A 15538-nucleotide genomic window follows, 5' to 3' on the forward strand; every position below is an offset into this window, starting at 1 on the left:
CTGAGTGTGAGGCGCCCCTAAAGGCGGTCCGGCTGAGTGGCCACAGCCGCTACTGACCGATTCCGTTGAAAAACTCCGTCGTTGAAGCGAGGCGCCGCCGCTGATTCACTCAGCTCGATGAGCGGAGGGCAACGGCGATGATGGGCGAGCGGCAGGTCGACCAGGCGGCGCTGTTCTATGAGTTCTCTATCGAGCGGCATGTGCCGCAAGACCACCTGCTGAGGGCGATCGACCGGTTCGTCGACCTGTCAGAGGTGCGGCGGGATCTGGCTCCCTTCTATAGCTCGACCGGTCGTCCTTCGATCGACCCGGAGTTGCTGATCCGGATGCTGCTGGTCGGCTACTGCTTCGGCGTCCGGTCTGAGCGGCGACTGTGCGAGGAGGTTCATCTGAACCTCGCCTATCGCTGGTTCTGCCGGCTCGGCCTCGACGGCGACGTGCCGGACCACTCGACCTTCTCGAAGAACCGCCATGGCCGCTTCCGCGACAGCGACCTGCTGCGCAAGCTGTTCGAGACGGTCGTCCGGCGCTGCATGGCTGAGGGGCTTGTGGGCGGCGACGGCTTCGCGGTCGACGCCAGCCTGATCCGGGCCGACGCCAACCGTCAGCGCTCGGCGGACGGCACGGACGAGGTCGACTGGGAAGAGTTGGCCGCGACGCGGCGCTCAGTCCGCGAGTACCTCGACACGCTTGACGATGCGGCCTGGGGCGCGGCGAGCGAGACCCGGCCGAAGTTCGTGTCGCGGTCGGATCCGGCCGCGCAGTGGACCGGCGCACACAAGGGCCACGCCTTCTTCGCCTACGCGACCAACTACCTGATCGACCTCGACCACGCGGTGATCGTCGACGTCGAGCCCAGCCGCGCGATCCGGCAGGCCGAGGTCGGCGCCGCGCGAACGATGGTTGAGCGGGCCCAGGACCGCTTCGGGCTCTGGCCCGAGCGGCTCGCCGCCGACAGCGCCTATGGCTCGGCCGAGATGCTCGCCTGGCTGGTCCATGATCGCGGGATCGAGCCGCACATTCCCGTGTTCGACAAGAGCGCCCGGACCGATGGCACGTTCAGTCGCTCCGACTTCCCTTATGATCATGACCGCGATCTTTACACCTGCCCGGCCGGGAACGAACTGAGACCTCGCCAGAGGGTCTACCGAACCTCGGCTCCGCTCGTCGACGACGACGGCATGATGCGCTACCGCGCGAGCAAGTTCGACTGCGACGCCTGCTCCCTGAAACCGCAGTGCTGCCCAAACGCGCCGGCCCGGAAGATCCCTCGCTCGATCCACGAGGGCGCTCGCGACATGGCGAGGGACATTGCGAAGACCGACGCCTACACGGCCTCCCGGCGTGAGCGGAAGAAGGTCGAGATGCTGTTCGCGCACCTGAAGCGCATCCTGCGGCTCGACAGGCTAAGCCTTCGAGGGCCATGCGGAGCCCGCGACGAGTTCCTGCTCGCCGCCACTGCCCAAAACCTCAGGAAGCTCGCAAAGATGGTCCCAGCGCCGAGCCCGATCCCGGCCTGAAAAGAGGAAAGGCCGCTCGTCTTCCGGCCGTCAGCTCGGATGCCCCGCCAAGCAACCGACTTCTTCAACGCAATCGACCCAATGCGGCCTTTCTAACGCGCCCTTGCGGAAGGCCGCTTTGCGAGCGATCTCGGACGTTCAAGCACCTTAGCGCTCACCACCAACCCGAACATCGACGCGGCGCGCCGCGAGCGCAGTCTCGGCCGCACCGGAGGAAACGGCACGGTCGCGAACGATGCCTCGCGTGAACGGGGCGAGCGGGCTGGGCGATGCGTCCGCGATCCAGGGATCGAGTTCCTGGCTGGCGTCGCGCCGGACCATCGCGTGGAAGCGTTCGAGCAAGACGCGCGCCTTGGCGAGGTCAGGCGCCGCGGCTTCGATCGAAGCGACGAGGATCGCGTCACCCTTGGTGAGCCGATCACGCTCGGTCGTCATCGCTTTGGCGATCGTCTCCGCGGATGGCGCCCGCTGGATCTGGCGAAGCTCTGTCGCCTCGGCACGTCGCCGCCTGGTCGCCCAATCCGCCACGACGCGAAGCGAGCCCTGGAAGCCCTGCCGCCGCAGGCGCCTCCAAAGCTCAGCGCCATTCGTGCAGCCTTCAACCCACCAAGCGTCGAGGATCGGCAGCCAGGCCTCGAGCGAGCTCTGCCGCGTCCGGAAGACATCGGCATGCTCGCCGCGCAGGATCCGGCGCACCGTGCCGCGTGCGAGCGCGGTCTGCCGGACGATCGCCTTGATTGTCAGCCGTTCACAAGCCATGCCGAGAACGGCGTCATCGGCTCTCGCGCGGCGCTGATAGCCCTCGTACTGCAGCCGCTCCGCGGCTGTCAGTAGCTTTGGATCGATGCGGGTCGCGCCGAGCGCCCGGCGGATCGGCTGCATTGCGCCGCGCACGGCATCGAGGAAGGCGGCGCTTGCATTCTCCATCAAGTGCCAGCGGTCCGCGACCTGAACGGCGCGAGGCAAGGCACGTGTAGTCGCCTCGCCGTAGCCTGCGCCACGATCGCGGGCGACGACCGCGATCCCGGGATGCCGACCGAGCCATGCGGCCACGGTGGCGATCTCACGATCCGGCAGCAGGGCGACCGGGCGCCGTCGCTCGAGGTCGACCACGATCGAGCCATAGCGGCGGTTGCGTCGGAACGCCCAATCGTCGACGCCGACGACGTGAAGCGGCGCGTCCGGCCTCATCGTCCGTCTCCTCACGACCCGCAGCAAGGTGTCGTTGCTGACCGGCAGCATGAGGCGTCGGGCAAGGCCTGCTCCCGGCCGCCCGCCCAGCACGAGGCCGAGATGATGGACGATGATCTCCAGCCGTTCGGCCCGCCGAGCTCTATGGCCCAGGAGGCCGGCGAAGGTCTCGCCGAAGATCCGGCGCGGACAACGCGCGTGCTCGCACACGAACCGTCTCGCCGTCAGGCGTAGCCGAACGGGTCGGCCCCCGAAGGGCAGGTCAGCGACCCGGCGGACATAGCGGCTGTGGATGCGCCGCGCCGGCGAAGAGCAGAGCGGACACCGGGCGTCCGCCGCCTTCGACCGAGCGAAGACCTCGATGCCGTTCGCCTCGACCTTCACCCGATCCACGATGAGCCCAGCGGGCGTCAACGCATTCGCTTGGAAGCAGGCGGTCATGGCGGCTCTCCTCGTCCTCAAATCAGAGGCGAAGGCCACCAGCAAACTTCATCGAGAGTGAGTCAGAGCCAAAGTTCAGCGCCGATTGACAGCCCAGACGTCGTTCGGCTCCGTGATATCCGGGCGTCCGATCCGGTAGCGCCAGCCCGCTTGCGTCGGGGCAGCTTTGTGCGGATCGACAGCCCTTCTTCGCTGTAGAGCCTGTAGACACGCTTGTGGTTCACCGCCCAGCCCTCCCGGCGTAGCAGGACGTGAAGGCGGCGATAGCCGTAGCGGACTCGAACCGCGGCCAGGTCCTTCAACCGGATCCGCAGGGCTGTCTGAGGATCACGCTTCGACCGGTAGCGTTGCGACGACCGTTCGAAGCCGGTGGCTGGTCCATGATCGCGGGATCGAGCCGCACATCCCGGTGTTCGACAAGAGCGCCCGGACCGATGGCACGTTCAGTCGCTCCGACTTCCCTTATGATCATGACCGGGATCTCTACGCCTGCCCGGCCGGGAAGGAGCTCAGACCCTGCCAGAGGGTCTACCGGAGCTCGGCTCCGCTCGTCGACGACGACGGCATGATCCGCTACCGCGCCAGCAAGTTCGACTGCGACGCCTGCTCGCTGAAACCGCAGTGCTGCCCCAACACGCCGGCCTCGAAGATCCCGCGCTCGATCCACGAAGGCGCTCGCGATATGGCGAGGGGCATAGCCAAGACCGACGCCTATGTCGTCTCGCGGCGTGAGCGAAGGAAGGTCGAGATACGGTTCGCGCACTTGAAACGCATCCTGCGGCTCGACCGCCTACGACTTCGAGGACCCTCTGGCTCCCGCGACGAGTTTCTGCTCGCCGCCACCGTCCAGACCCTCAGAAAATTGACGAAGCTGGTCCCTACGCCGAGCCCAATCCCCAACTGTGAATAGCCGAATGGCCGCTCGCCTTAGAGGCCTGCGGCTTTCGCGGTCCGAGGACCACGGACTCCGGCGGCTTCGAGGTGAGCTGATCATCGCGCATTAAACCGGACCGGCGCCGTGATCGTCCTGTTGGCGCCGGAAGGCGGCGCAGGGACCGGCGAGGCCCGGCGGACGAGCGACAGCGCCTCGCCGTCGAGCGCCGGATGACCCGACGAGCCGGCGAGCGAGGCGGAAAGGACCTTGCCGGCGGCGTCGATCGAGAAGCGCACGTAGGCCACCCCGCGTTCGCCCCGCGCGCCGGCGGGATAACGCTTGCCCTTCTCCAGATGCGCCATGAGGCGCGAGCGCCAGGTCGTGGGCGAGACGGATGCCGAAGACAGGCTCGACGAGGTCTGCTGCGCCGCCGTGCGGTTCGACGCCGGCGCTTGGACCTGCGCCGCCGCAGCCGCGCGCGAGGCGGCCTGGGGCTCCTGCCGTCGTTCAGGCCTGGTCTCGCGCTTTGACTCGACGCGAGGCTTTTGCGGCCGAGGCCGCTCCAGCGGAGGCAGCGGGAGCTCCACTTTCTCGACGGCCGGAACGACCTCGTCCCGGGTTGGTTCGGGCGCCGCGGTCTCCGGCTCGGCCTCCGCGACGGTCTCGACCGGCGTCTCGGGCGTGTCCTGCGGAGCCTCCAGCGCTTCGGCGGCCTCGCTCTGTTCGGAGACCTCCCGATCGGGAGAGATTTCGGTCTCCTCGGTCGCTACCGCTTCCGGCTCCGGCGCAAGGTCGATCATGATCGTTGGCGGCGGGGCGGCCGGAGGCGCCCGTGGCGCCTCGTGCATGAACCAGACAGACACGCCGACGTGCGCGGCGAGCGCGACGATCCCGGCCCCCGCCCACAGCGCGACGTTGGCGGGTCGGCCGTTGAAGCCGACGACGGGAAGCGCGGGGTCGGCCTGCATCAGGCGCCCTTGGCCGTCCGCCGTCCTGGCCGGACTGCGAGCGACGGCTCGGTCACGCAAACGTCGTTTTGACCAGCACGCGAACTCTCTCGAACGCCGCCGCCGCGCCCTCGGTCGCCCGGCGGCCCTCGTCTTCCGACAGGTGAACGTCGTCGAGCGCCGCCGCGAAGGTCCGCCAGTGCAGCCCCCGGCCCTCGGCGGCGGGCGCCAGGTGGCGGGCCCCGAAAGTGTCCGACAGGCCGAGCTTGGCCGCTTCCTTGAGCAGGAAGGCCGCCCCCAGGTTCGAGCCCTCCGCCACATAGAGCCAGCCGAGCGAGGCGGCGAGGTCGTGGGGCTGGCCTTCCCGGAAGACGGGCTCGCCTGCGGGCTCCGGGCCGCTCGGTCCGAGATCGGCGCGGTCCTGGACGACGAGCGGCAGCCGCCGGAGCGTCGCCAGTCCGGGCAACAGCCGGCCGAGCGCGGGATCGACGTAGAGCGCGTCCACGTCCCGGTGAAAGGCGTGCTGGACGGCCAGAAACCGCCCGTAGCGCTCGCGGTCCGCAAACGGCCGCTTGGCCATGATCGCGGCGTCGAGCCCGCCGTGCGCCTCGTGCGTCTGGCCCTTGAGGCGCGCCGTAAGCCCGGGGCGGGAGTGCGAGAGGTCGAGCGTCGTCATGAATGCTCCTTGGGCGAGGCGCGCGCTCCGTGGCGAACGTGCGCGTCCGCGACCCTAAAAATCAGAACCGATATGTGACCGAGCCGCGCGCCGTCCGGCCGGGCGAGGCGATGCCGACCGACGACAGACCGCCGAAATAGTACCGGTCGGTCACGTTCTCTATCCCAAGGTCGATGACCAGATCATCCTTGTACTTGTACGACGCAAACAGGTCGAACACCTGGTAGGACGGCCAAGTGAACTGATACCCGACCTGGCCAGGCACGTTCTTCGCGTCCTTCCACTTGTCGCCGAAGCGCTCCGACGCAAAGTGCAAGCGGCCTCCGAGCGTCAGCGCCTGGTCGAACAGGCGCACGCCCGCCGTCACGCTGCCGGAATACTCCGGCGGCACGTAATTCGCGGCGGCTCCGAGCGACGGATCCGGCGAGAAAAAGTTGATCGAGGGCAGGCTGCATCCCTTGCCGCCGTCGCAGTACTTGATGTCGACGTATTTTGTGACGGCGGCCTCGACGAAGAAGACGCCGGCGTCGTATCCGCCTGAAAGCTCGACGCCCTCGAAGTCCGCCCTGTCGATGTTGTTGAAGGAATAGAGACCGAAAGGCTGGAGAGGATCGGTCGGCGAGCGCACGACATAGTTCTTGTAGCGGTTGAAGAAGTAGGCGGCCTTGAACCGCGCCTTGTCGCCGTCCCGAAGCACGTCGTTCCGCAGCACGTTAAGGCCGATCTCGTGGGTCTGCGACAGTTCCGGCTTGACGTCGGGATTGGGCGTCACGGTCGTGCCGTAGCGCCAGTAGCTTTCGCGCAGCGTCGGCGGGCGGTAGCCCTCCTTATACTGCGCGTAGAGCTGCACGCCCTCGAGCGGCGTGACCGTGACGTTGGCGTTCGGGCTGAAGCGGGAGCCGCTGCGCTCGCGGAACTCCGCCGCGTAACCTTCGCCGCGGGAGTCATAGCCGTCGAGACGCCCGCCACCGCCGACCGACAGCCAGTCCGTCAGCGCGAGATTGCCGCTCGCGAAGCCCGAATACATGTTCCGTCGGCCGGGCACGTTCCAGCTTTGCCGCCCGTTGAAATCGAAACCTCCTCCGGGGAGCGCGATCGCCCCCTGGAATTCCACGGCGTCGCTGTTCTCACGCACGAACTCGGCGCCGCCGTCGATCGTGAGCGCGCCGAGGCTGGTGTCGAGCACCGCCGTGTTGCCGATGTCGCCGCCGACCGTCCTCATGCTGTGGTCGCGGTTGCCGTTCAGCCCTGGCCCGCGCCCGAGCCCATGCTCGACGTCGAGGTTGGAGTACCAGAGGTTTGTGCGGACGTTCAGCAGTGGGTTGTCGTCAGGATTGTAGCGGTACTTCGCGGTGTAGGTGTCGACCTTGGTGTGCGACAGCGGATTCTGGGCGGACGCGAGCCACGGCGCGAACTGCAGCTCGCTGATCTCGCCATGTCTGTTGTCGTAGCGCATGTAGCCGAGTTCGAGCGACTGGCCGTCGCCCCACTTGGCCTTGCCCTTGAGCAGCACCGACTCGACGTCCTGCGAGGTGTTCGGCGCCTCGGACTTCGGCCCGACGATCGTGTTGGCGGCGCCGTCCGGCCCCGCCGTGAAGCGGATCCCGTCCTTGGCGTGCTCGCCCGTGAAGTAGTTGCCCTGGCGCCGCCGGGAGTAGGCCGCGATCGCCTCGAAGGTCTCGGTCCGGCCTGCGACCGCGACGCTGCCCGACCGCCCGTCCCCGTCGAAGAGGCCCGGACGGTCGCCGTTCGGGGGACGGACTCCTTCCTCACCCTCGCCGGAGGCGTTCCCGCTCAGGCTCGCCTTGATCCTGCCGCCCCAGCTCTCGCCGTCCTTGATCAGGTCCTCCGGCGACAGGGTCCGGAAGTTGATCGTTCCGCCGACGCCGCCGACGCCGGCGCCCGTGCTCGGCCCCTTGCTGATGTCGATCCCGCCGATCATGTCCGGGTCGACATAAGTCTCATCGCGGCTGCCCACATAGCCGCGATACGAGCTCGAGGTCTGGCGGGCGCCGTCGACCGTGGTGTTCACCCGCCCGTTGCCCTGCAGGCCGCGGATGTTCGGGTCGATCGAGGCTCCGACCCGGTTGCCGGCGGCGATGACGCCCGGCGTGGAGACGAACACGTCGCCCGTCGAGTTGCCGGGCGCGCGGTCGAGTTGCTCCCGCGAGATGTGGGAGACGGAGCCCGGCGTCGCGTACGGCGCGTCGGCCGCCGCGGCGGCCGTGCCGCCCCGGCCGGTGACGTCGATCGGATCAAGCACTAGCGAGCCGTCCGCCGCCGGGGCGCCCTCAGGCGCACCACCGTCCGCTGCGGCGTCGCGGATCGACACTGTGCTGGCGTTTGTGAAGGCGTAGGTCAGGCCGGTGCCCCGCAGGATCTGCGCAAGCGCCCGCTGCGGCGTCGCGGTTCCGGTGAAGCCGGCCGAGGTCTTCCCGGCGCCGAGCGCCGTCAGATAGGTGACCTGCAGGCCCGCCTGTCGCCCGAACGTCGCGAGCGTCCGGGACAGCGGGCCGGCGGGCGCCGAGAAGGTCGTCTGCGCGGCGCTTTGCGCCCAGGCCGCGGACGGAGCCGCCGTCGCCCCGACGAACGCCGAGGCCGACGCCGTCAGCGCCGCGATGAGCGCCCCGGTTCGGCCGCGCCGTCCATACCGATCGTCCCCGCACCCCATGTCCGCCTACGCTCCCGCCCGTTACGCCCGAAGGAGGCGGCGGCGGCATCAGGCCCCGAGCGCATCCCTCATGCTGATACAAACGGGGAGCGGATTTTTTCTCCGGCGCGGCGGGCTTTTTCAGACCGGCGACACGACCGTCAGAAACGATGAGATGCGGCGCAACCGGCCACCCGCCGGATACACGACCGCCTCGAGGGCGCGCTGCGGATGTCCGAGGTCGAACACGCCGCTGACGCGGAGGTTGGCGATGAAGGGATCGGCCATCACGATCCGGCCCGGAACCCAGCGGCCGATGCGGGCGACGAGGGCCGCCACGGTCTCCTTCTCGGCGACGACGACCTTGTCGCGCCAGGTCGCGATCTGATCGGGCTCCCGAACGCCGGAATCGAAGCCGCCGGAGGCGGGATCGACGATCAGCCACCCGCCCGCCCGCAGCGTCCTACCAGTGGGGACGCCGTCGGAGCGCGCCTCCACCGCCCCGCGCGCCACCGATGCGGACAGGATGCCGGCGTCGTTCGAGACGTCGAATGCGGCGGAGAGCGTCGTCTGCGCCGTCAGCGAGGCGGTCCGGACCGAGAACGGCGCGTCGCCGGCCGGCGCGTCGAAGTAGGACATGCCTGCGAGCAGTTCGATCCGCCGGGCCGCTTGGCCGTAGTCGACCACCATAGCGGTCTCGGGGCCGAGCGTTGCAGCGCCGCCGTCCGGCAGCGTGACGTTCCGAACTTCGGCCTTGCCCGTCATGTGATCGGCCCGCGCCTTCAGCGCCAGCTCCGGCGCTACGCCGTAACCGATCCCACCGGCTCCTATCGCGAGTCCGGCGCCGACCATCAGGTTGCGACGGCTGAGCCCCAGGCTGTCCCGCCGCTCCCGGCGTCGCTTTTCAGTGAGAATGCGGCCCGTGGCGTCGTGGACCTGCGCGACGCGCTCCCAGGCGGCGTGGTGCTCGGGCCCGCGCGCGCGCCAGGCGCGCGCCATGTCCTGCGCGACGGGATTGCCGGGATCGTTCTGGAGCCGGATGACCAGATCGATCGCTTCGTCGATAAGGCGGCTCGGATCGTGCTGCGTGTCGGTCATGGGCGGCCCTGCCGGCGGGCCGCCGGGGAAGGCGCGCCGTGCCTGTCGCTTGCTACTACAAACGGGCGGCTCGGGTTTTCGCTCTTAAGTCCAAATAAAATCAAGCCTCGCCGACCCGATCAACGAGGTGGCGGTAGGCGTCCCGGATCAAGGTCCAGGTTCGCGTGGTCGAAAGCCCGAGTTCGTCGGCGATCTCCGCGATGGTCCGCTCGCCGAGGCGGTGCATCTCGAACGCGCGGCGCGTGCGTTCGGGAAGCTCCGCAAGCGCGCCGAACGTCAGGGCGAGGCGCTGCCGCGCGTGAAGCGACGCCTCCGGGGACGGCGCCGAATCCACAAGGTCGGGCGCGTCGTCCGCGTCCAGGGAGGTGGTTTCGAGCAGCCGCTCCCGGCGGCGGTGGTTGACGCCAAGATTGTGCGCGACGCGGTGCAGATAGGCCCGCGGATTGTGGGTCTCCGCCGTCTCCGCAGGCGGCGTCGCGAGCACGCGGACGAAGGTGTCCTGCGTGATGTCGGCGGCGCAGTCCTCCGTCAGTCCGCGGCGCCGGAGAGATCTCGCTATCTCCTGCGCATGACGGCGAAACAGCGCTTGGACGTCCCACGTCATGTTGCTTCATCCAGAGCGGCTTCCCCTCAGGCGTGCGCCGCCTCAAGCAAAACCCGCTCTAGCAGGATGCATGCTTATCCGAAAGCATTATGATTTGGACGTATTCCAATACTATTTTTGGGTTGAGGCGACTTTATCCCGCAGATTCAGGGCAACCGATCTTAAAGTGCAAGCTCTTTCAAATAATAATTATTCATTCTAGCTCATATGGAGATTGTCTCGTTTGACAAGTTCTGCATGTTTTCATTTCAAGGTATCTATAAAAATCCATCTACCTATGAATTTGGCGTCGTTATAGGTATTACGGCTTGTGTATGGTCGTATCGCATCGGATAGTAAATCTTAACTGAACGAACACTACCATATAAGAGGGATTAACATTTTGATTTATCCCGATTTTTGACGATTACATTGATACAATAGGATCATAATCACTGTAATGTGACTGAAGTTCATGGATGTCATGGCCCTGGAAATTGTCGCTCTGGCTCCAGAATGCCCTAATCAGCCGGCCACAAATAGCATTTACAAACAACTTCGCGATCGTACATTTTGCGGCGGCGGCAACCTCATAGCCTTCATTGTCTTGCTGAAGCAGCGCGGCTAGTGCACCCGTTCGACCGTGCACCCGTTCGACTGATGACGCTTTGTCGAAGATGATAGAGCTTGATCAGTGGCAATAAATGATCTCTTTGCTTTCTCTGTCGGCTGACTAACCGGGTATATGGCCGGAGCGACCTCCTCTCAGCGTGATCTCCGCCAGGATCGATCTACAAATTTACACTTTGTCGTCAATCCGCCGGGGAAGCACCGGTAGAAAAGCGCACTGGAGCTGCCCCGAACTTTATAGCCGGTAGAAATCTCTATGTTGTTGGGGATAGCGTCCGTCCCCCGCCCGGAGGGGGAGAGTTGAGGACGCGGAAATGGATCTGATGATCGGTATCTTGCTTTTCGCCGCCGGCGTCGCGGGCGGCGTGGCGAACGCCATCGCCGGCGGGGCGACGCTCTTGACCTTCCCGGCCATGCTAGCGGCCGGCCTGCCGCCAATCGTCGCCAACGCGTCCAATGCCGTCGCCGTCACGCCCGGTCATCTGGTCGCGGCCATCGCCGACCGCCGAAAGCTTCCGCGCATGGACCGCCGTTTCGCACTCACGACCGCATCGGCGGTGATCGGCGGCGGTCTGGGCGCTGTCGCCCTGTTCGTCACCCCCGAGAAGCTGTTCACGCTGCTGGTGCCCGGCCTGATTGGCCTAGCTACTTTCGTCTTCGCTTGCGGCAAGCGCATCCAAGGCGCGTTGCCAAAGCTCGCGGACGGCGGCTCGCGCAGTCCGCTCCTTGCGGCAAGTTCGATCTATGGCGGCTATTTCGGCGCGGGGCTTGGCGTCATGCTGCTCGCCATTCTTACCGTCACCGGGCCCGAAGACGCTCGGACGACCAATGCCATGAAGAACCTTCTCGCCTCAGCGGTTAGCGTCGTGACGGTCGCGATCTTCTCCACCATCGGCCTAGTCAGTTGGGCAGCGACCGCGGTCATGCTGGCCGGAGCGGTCACAGGCGGCCTTCTTGGGGCAAAGCTGGTTGCGGTATTACCGGAACACGTCGTGCGGACTGTCGTCGTTATCACCGGGATCTGCATGACGCTGATTTACGGTGCTCGGTACTGGCTTTGACACCTGCCCGCTCAACCGAGGTCTTGATGTCGACGAACCCGCGCTTAAGGTGCGCCGCCTCGACGCAGGCGTGAGGGTCCCCCGGATTTGTATCCGGTCTGAATGTGAGGCTCCGGGCTTCATTGGCCGGGGTTAACCCCGGCCAATGAAGCAAATTCGTTGGGCGTCAGCCAGCCCAGGGACGTGTGAGGCCGGCTCTCGTTGTAGTCCCGCCGCCACGCCTCGATCTTGGCTCGGGCGTCGTCCAGCGACAAGAACCAATGGGCGTCGAGGCGCTCCGCCCGGAACTTTCCGTTGAAGCTTTCGACGAAGGCGTTGTCGGTCGGCTTGCCCGGCCGCGAGAAGTCGAGCGTGACGTTGTTCTCGTAGGCCCAGCGGTCCAGCGCCTTCGAGACGAACTCCGGCCCATTGTCGAGCCGGATGGTCTTTGGCGTGCCGCGGATCGCCGTGATCTCGCCCATGGCGAACACGACCTGCTCGCCCTTGATCCCCTGGTCGATCTCGACCTCAGAGCCTCGCGGGTGTAGGCGTCGACGACGGTCAGCGCCCGCAGGCGCCGGCCGTCGAACAGGGCGTCGGATACGAAGTCCATCGACCAGAGATCGTTCGGCGCGCCGGCCGGTGGCCTGCCCTCCCGCGTCGCCGCCGTGACGTGGCGGCGCGGCCGCTTGAGCCGGAGGCTCAGGCCGTCCTCGCGATAGAGCCGATGCACCCGCTTGTGGTTCACGATCCAACCCTCCCGTCGCAGCAGGATGTAGATCCGGAAATAGCCGTACCGCACCCGGACCCGCGCGAGATCGCGGATGCGCATCAGAAGAGGCGTCTGATCGGCCTTGACCGAGCGGTAGCGCACCATCCGCCTGTGAGCGTTCAGCACGGCGCAGCTCCGCCGTTCGCTCACCCCATGGGCGGACTGCACATACCGCACGATCTCGCGCCGCCGGGCAGGCCTCAGGCTTTTTTTGCCAGGACATCCTGCAGGATGTGCTTATCCAGACTGAGGTCGGCCACGAGCTGCTTCAGCTTGCGGTTCTCGTCCTCGAGCTGCTTCAGCCGCCTCAGTTCGCCCACGCCCAGGCCGCCGTACTTGCTCTTCCAGCGGTAGAACGTCTGCTCCGAAATCCCCATCCGCCGGATCTCCTCGGCTACAGGCGTGCCCGTCTCAGCCTGCTTCAGCGCGTACGAGATCTGCTCTTCCGTAAACTTCGACTTCTTCATCGCCAGCTCCTTCCTCATCAGGGTCAGAAAGCCGGAAAACTCTCATTCAAAATGGAGAAGAATCTCGGGGGGAGGTCAGTCCCATCTAGATAGGTGCTCGCCACCACGCCCGGCGCGCCGTGGCCAGGACCCGCCACATAGAGCACGTCCACGTCGCGCTCGCGGATGACCCGGTTGAGGTGGAGGTAGATGAAGTTGAGGCTTGGCGTCGTGCCCCAGTGGCCAAGCAGCCGCGGCTTGACGTCCTCGCGTGTGAGCGGCCGACGGAGCAACGGGTTGTCGAGCAGGTAGATCTGGCCGACCGACAGAAAGTTCGCAGTTTGCCACCACGCGTTCATGGCGGGCGAGAGCCTTGGCGTCGAGCGTCTGTTTAACTGTCATCGTTGAATCCTTTGATGACTTCAGCGACCGACAAGTTTGCCGGCCGCGACGTGGAGCCATTGTCGGCGTAGACGGCTCACTCTGCCATCGGCGCCCATCATGCGCTCGTCCGCACCACGATCCGCCCGTCGATGGCGCCCTGCTCCATGCGGTCGAAGATGGTGTTGATGTTGTCGAGAGAGTCCCAGCTGAAATGCGCGGCCACCGCGCCGTCGCCGGCGAATTCGAGCGCCTCCTCCAGGTCCTGGCGGGTGCCGACGATCGAGCCGCGCACGGTGATGCGCTTGAGCACCGTGTCGAAGATGGGCATCGCGAACCGCCCGGGCGGCAGTCCCACCAGGGCCATGGTGCCGTGTGGGCGCAGCACGCCGAAGGCCTGTTCGAACGCGGCGGGCGAGACCGCCGTCACCAGCACGCCGTGGACGCCGCCGATGCGCTTCTGAAGTTCGGCGCCCGGATCGACCTCCTTGGCGTTCAGGGCGATGTCGGCGCCGAGCGAGGCGGCGAGGTCGAGCTTGTCCGGATGCACGTCGATGGCGGCGACGTGCATGCCCATCGCCTTGGCGTACTGCACGGCCATGTGGCCGAGGCCGCCGACGCCCGACACCGCCACCCATTCCCCGGGCTTCACCTCGGTCTCCTTGAGACCCTTGTAGACGGTGACGCCCGCGCACAGGATCGGCGCGGCCGGCCCCCAGTCCAGCCCGTCGGGAATGCGGCCGACATAGTTGGGATCGGCGAGGGCGTATTCCGCGAAGCTGCCGTTCACGGAATAGCCGGTGTTCCGCTGTTCGCCGCAGAGCGTCTCCCATCCCGTGCGGCAGTGCGGACAGTAGCCGCAGGCGGTGTGCAGCCATGGGATCCCGACCCGGTCGCCCTCCCGCACGCGCTTGACCGACCGCCCGACGCCGACGACCACGCCGACGCCTTCATGGCCGGGGATGAACGGAACCGTGGGCTTCACGGGCCAGTCGCCCTTCACCGCGTGAAGGTCGGTGTGGCAGACGCCCGTGGCCTCGATCCGCACAAGGATCTGGTCCGGCGCGGGCTCCGGGACAGGAAGCTCCTCGATGACGAGAGGCTGTCCGAGAGCGCGCGCGACGGCGGCCTTCATCATGTTCGGCATGCATTGCCCTCCTCTTGGTTTCGCCTTCACCGCAGGAACGACCGGAAGCGCCGGAGCGACAGCGCGAACAGGACCGTTCCGATCAGAAGCAGCGCCGCGAAGTGCGGCCACACGACGCCGAGCCCGGCGCCGCGAAACAGAATCGCCTGCGCGAGCATGACGAAGTGGGTGTTGGGCGCCGCGACCATCAAAATCTGGATGATCTCCGGCATGCTCTCGCGCGGCGTCATGCCGCCGGACAGCACCTGCAGCGGCAGAAGCACCAGCATCAGCAGCAGGCCGAACTGGGGCATGGTTCCGGCCACGGTCGCCAGAAAGACGCCCAGGCACGTGGTGGCGAAGAGATGCAGCGCCGTCGCCGTCAGGAAGAGCGGGATCGAGCCCTCAATCGGGACGGCAAGTAGCCAGCGGACCACGAAGATCAGGGAGACGGCGGAGGCGACGAGCACTACGAGCCCCATCGACCAGATCTTGCTCAGCATAAGCTCGACCGCGGTCACCGGCATCACGAGCAGGTGCTCGATGGTGCCGTGCTCGCGCTCGCGGATGAGCGCGGCTCCGGTGAGCACGATCGACAGCATGGTGATCGACTGGATGACGTTGCTGATCGCGCCGAACCATCCCTTGTCGAGCTCCGGATTGAACCGCGCGCGCAAGGCCAGGTCGACCGGGGTCGTGGTCGCGGCCCGGTTGCGCGCGAGGAAGGCCGTCACCTCCCCCGAGACGATCGACTGGACGTAGCCGCCGCCGCTGAACGCCTGCGTCATGCGCGTGGCGTCGATGTTGAGCTGAATCGTGGGCGATCGGCCCGCGAGCAGGTCGCGCTGGAAGTTCGGCGGGATGTCGAGCGCGAAGGTGTCGAGCCCGGCGTCCATCCGCGCGTCCATCTCCGGCTGGGAGATCAGCTTCGGGATCGTGAACAGCGGCGGATAGAACGCCGTCGCGATCTGTGCGGAGACCGGCGACTGGTCCTCGTCGACGATCGCGATCGCCGCCCGGTTCAGGGTCTCGGGCATCGCGCGGGAGGCGGTGTAGATCGAGAGCGTGAAGGCGTAGACGACGAGGAGCAGGAGCATCGGATCGCGCGCGAGGCCGCGCAACTCCTTCACGCCGAGCTCGAGGACGTTGGCGGCCCGCATCCG

The 15538-nt window shown here is 66.8% G+C and carries 10 protein-coding genes and 4 pseudogenes; 3 read left to right on the forward strand and 11 right to left on the reverse strand.

The features are described 5' to 3' along the window. The first annotated feature begins 137 nt into the window (after positions 1 to 137). Positions 138 to 1520, forward strand: a complete 1383-nt coding sequence (locus K244_RS0110165; protein WP_020186155.1) for an IS1182 family transposase — start codon at positions 138 to 140, stop codon at positions 1518 to 1520. A gap of 147 nt (positions 1521 to 1667) precedes the next feature. On the opposite strand, the gene K244_RS0110170 is transcribed toward K244_RS0110165, so the two are convergent. Together K244_RS0110170 and K244_RS23075 are read right to left on the reverse strand one after the other, a co-directional pair. Then, the gene (locus K244_RS0110170) at positions 1668 to 3191 is read right to left on the reverse strand and encodes an ISL3 family transposase (protein ID WP_155931670.1); all 1524 of its coding nucleotides are present in this window, start codon (positions 3189 to 3191) and stop codon (positions 1668 to 1670) included. 107 nt (positions 3192 to 3298) lie between these two features. Continuing rightward, a pseudogene (locus K244_RS23075) lies at positions 3299 to 3511 on the reverse strand (IS3 family transposase); the annotation flags it as partial. An 11-nt stretch (positions 3512 to 3522) separates the two neighbouring features. Between K244_RS23075 and K244_RS21765 the strand changes: the two are divergent. After that, positions 3523 to 4062, forward strand: a pseudogene (locus K244_RS21765) (transposase); the annotation flags it as partial. An 80-nt stretch (positions 4063 to 4142) separates the two neighbouring features. On the opposite strand, the gene K244_RS0110180 reads toward K244_RS21765, so the two are convergent. The 5 genes from K244_RS0110180 to K244_RS0110200 all read right to left on the reverse strand — a co-directional run bounded on the left by K244_RS0110180 (position 4143) and on the right by K244_RS0110200 (position 10001). Next, a complete protein-coding gene (locus K244_RS0110180; RefSeq protein WP_020186158.1) occupies positions 4143 to 4994 on the reverse strand; it encodes an energy transducer TonB in 852 nt (283 codons plus the stop codon). Between the two features lie 52 nt (positions 4995 to 5046). Then, positions 5047 to 5649 (reverse strand): biliverdin-producing heme oxygenase, encoded by a 603-nt coding sequence (locus K244_RS0110185; protein WP_020186159.1) that lies wholly within the window; start codon positions 5647 to 5649, stop codon positions 5047 to 5049. Between the two features lie 61 nt (positions 5650 to 5710). Then, positions 5711 to 8320, reverse strand: coding sequence for a TonB-dependent receptor (locus K244_RS0110190; RefSeq protein ID WP_020186160.1), 2610 nt, complete (start codon positions 8318 to 8320; stop codon positions 5711 to 5713). A 120-nt stretch (positions 8321 to 8440) separates the two neighbouring features. Then, positions 8441 to 9397: a FecR domain-containing protein gene (locus K244_RS0110195; protein WP_020186161.1), complete on the reverse strand. Its 957-nt coding sequence runs from the start codon at positions 9395 to 9397 to the stop codon at positions 8441 to 8443. A gap of 100 nt (positions 9398 to 9497) precedes the next feature. Beyond that, positions 9498 to 10001 (reverse strand): sigma-70 family RNA polymerase sigma factor, encoded by a 504-nt coding sequence (locus K244_RS0110200; RefSeq protein WP_020186162.1) that lies wholly within the window; start codon positions 9999 to 10001, stop codon positions 9498 to 9500. A 923-nt stretch (positions 10002 to 10924) separates the two neighbouring features. Here K244_RS0110200 and K244_RS0110205 point away from each other — a divergent pair. Beyond that, complete coding sequence (locus K244_RS0110205) at positions 10925 to 11671, forward strand: sulfite exporter TauE/SafE family protein (RefSeq protein WP_020186163.1); 747 nt, start codon at positions 10925 to 10927, stop codon at positions 11669 to 11671. Positions 11672 to 11790: 119 nt separating this feature from the next. Here K244_RS0110205 and K244_RS21770 read toward each other — a convergent pair. The 4 genes and pseudogenes from K244_RS21770 to K244_RS0110230 all read right to left on the reverse strand — a co-directional run bounded on the left by K244_RS21770 (position 11791) and on the right by K244_RS0110230 (position 15535). Next, positions 11791 to 12889: pseudogene (locus K244_RS21770) on the reverse strand (IS3 family transposase). A gap of 77 nt (positions 12890 to 12966) precedes the next feature. Then, positions 12967 to 13227: pseudogene (locus K244_RS0110220) on the reverse strand (xylulose-5-phosphate phosphoketolase); the annotation flags it as partial. A 140-nt stretch (positions 13228 to 13367) separates the two neighbouring features. Then, on the reverse strand, positions 13368 to 14396 hold the full coding sequence (gene adhP, locus K244_RS0110225; protein WP_020186167.1) for an alcohol dehydrogenase AdhP: 1029 nt from the start codon (positions 14394 to 14396) through the stop codon (positions 13368 to 13370). A gap of 26 nt (positions 14397 to 14422) precedes the next feature. Continuing rightward, positions 14423 to 15535, reverse strand: coding sequence for an ABC transporter permease (locus K244_RS0110230; RefSeq protein WP_020186168.1), 1113 nt, complete (start codon positions 15533 to 15535; stop codon positions 14423 to 14425). Positions 15536 to 15538: the final 3 nt, after the last annotated feature.

Source organism: Methylopila sp. 73B, from assembly GCF_000526315.1.
GTDB lineage: Bacteria > Pseudomonadota > Alphaproteobacteria > Rhizobiales > Methylopilaceae > Methylopila.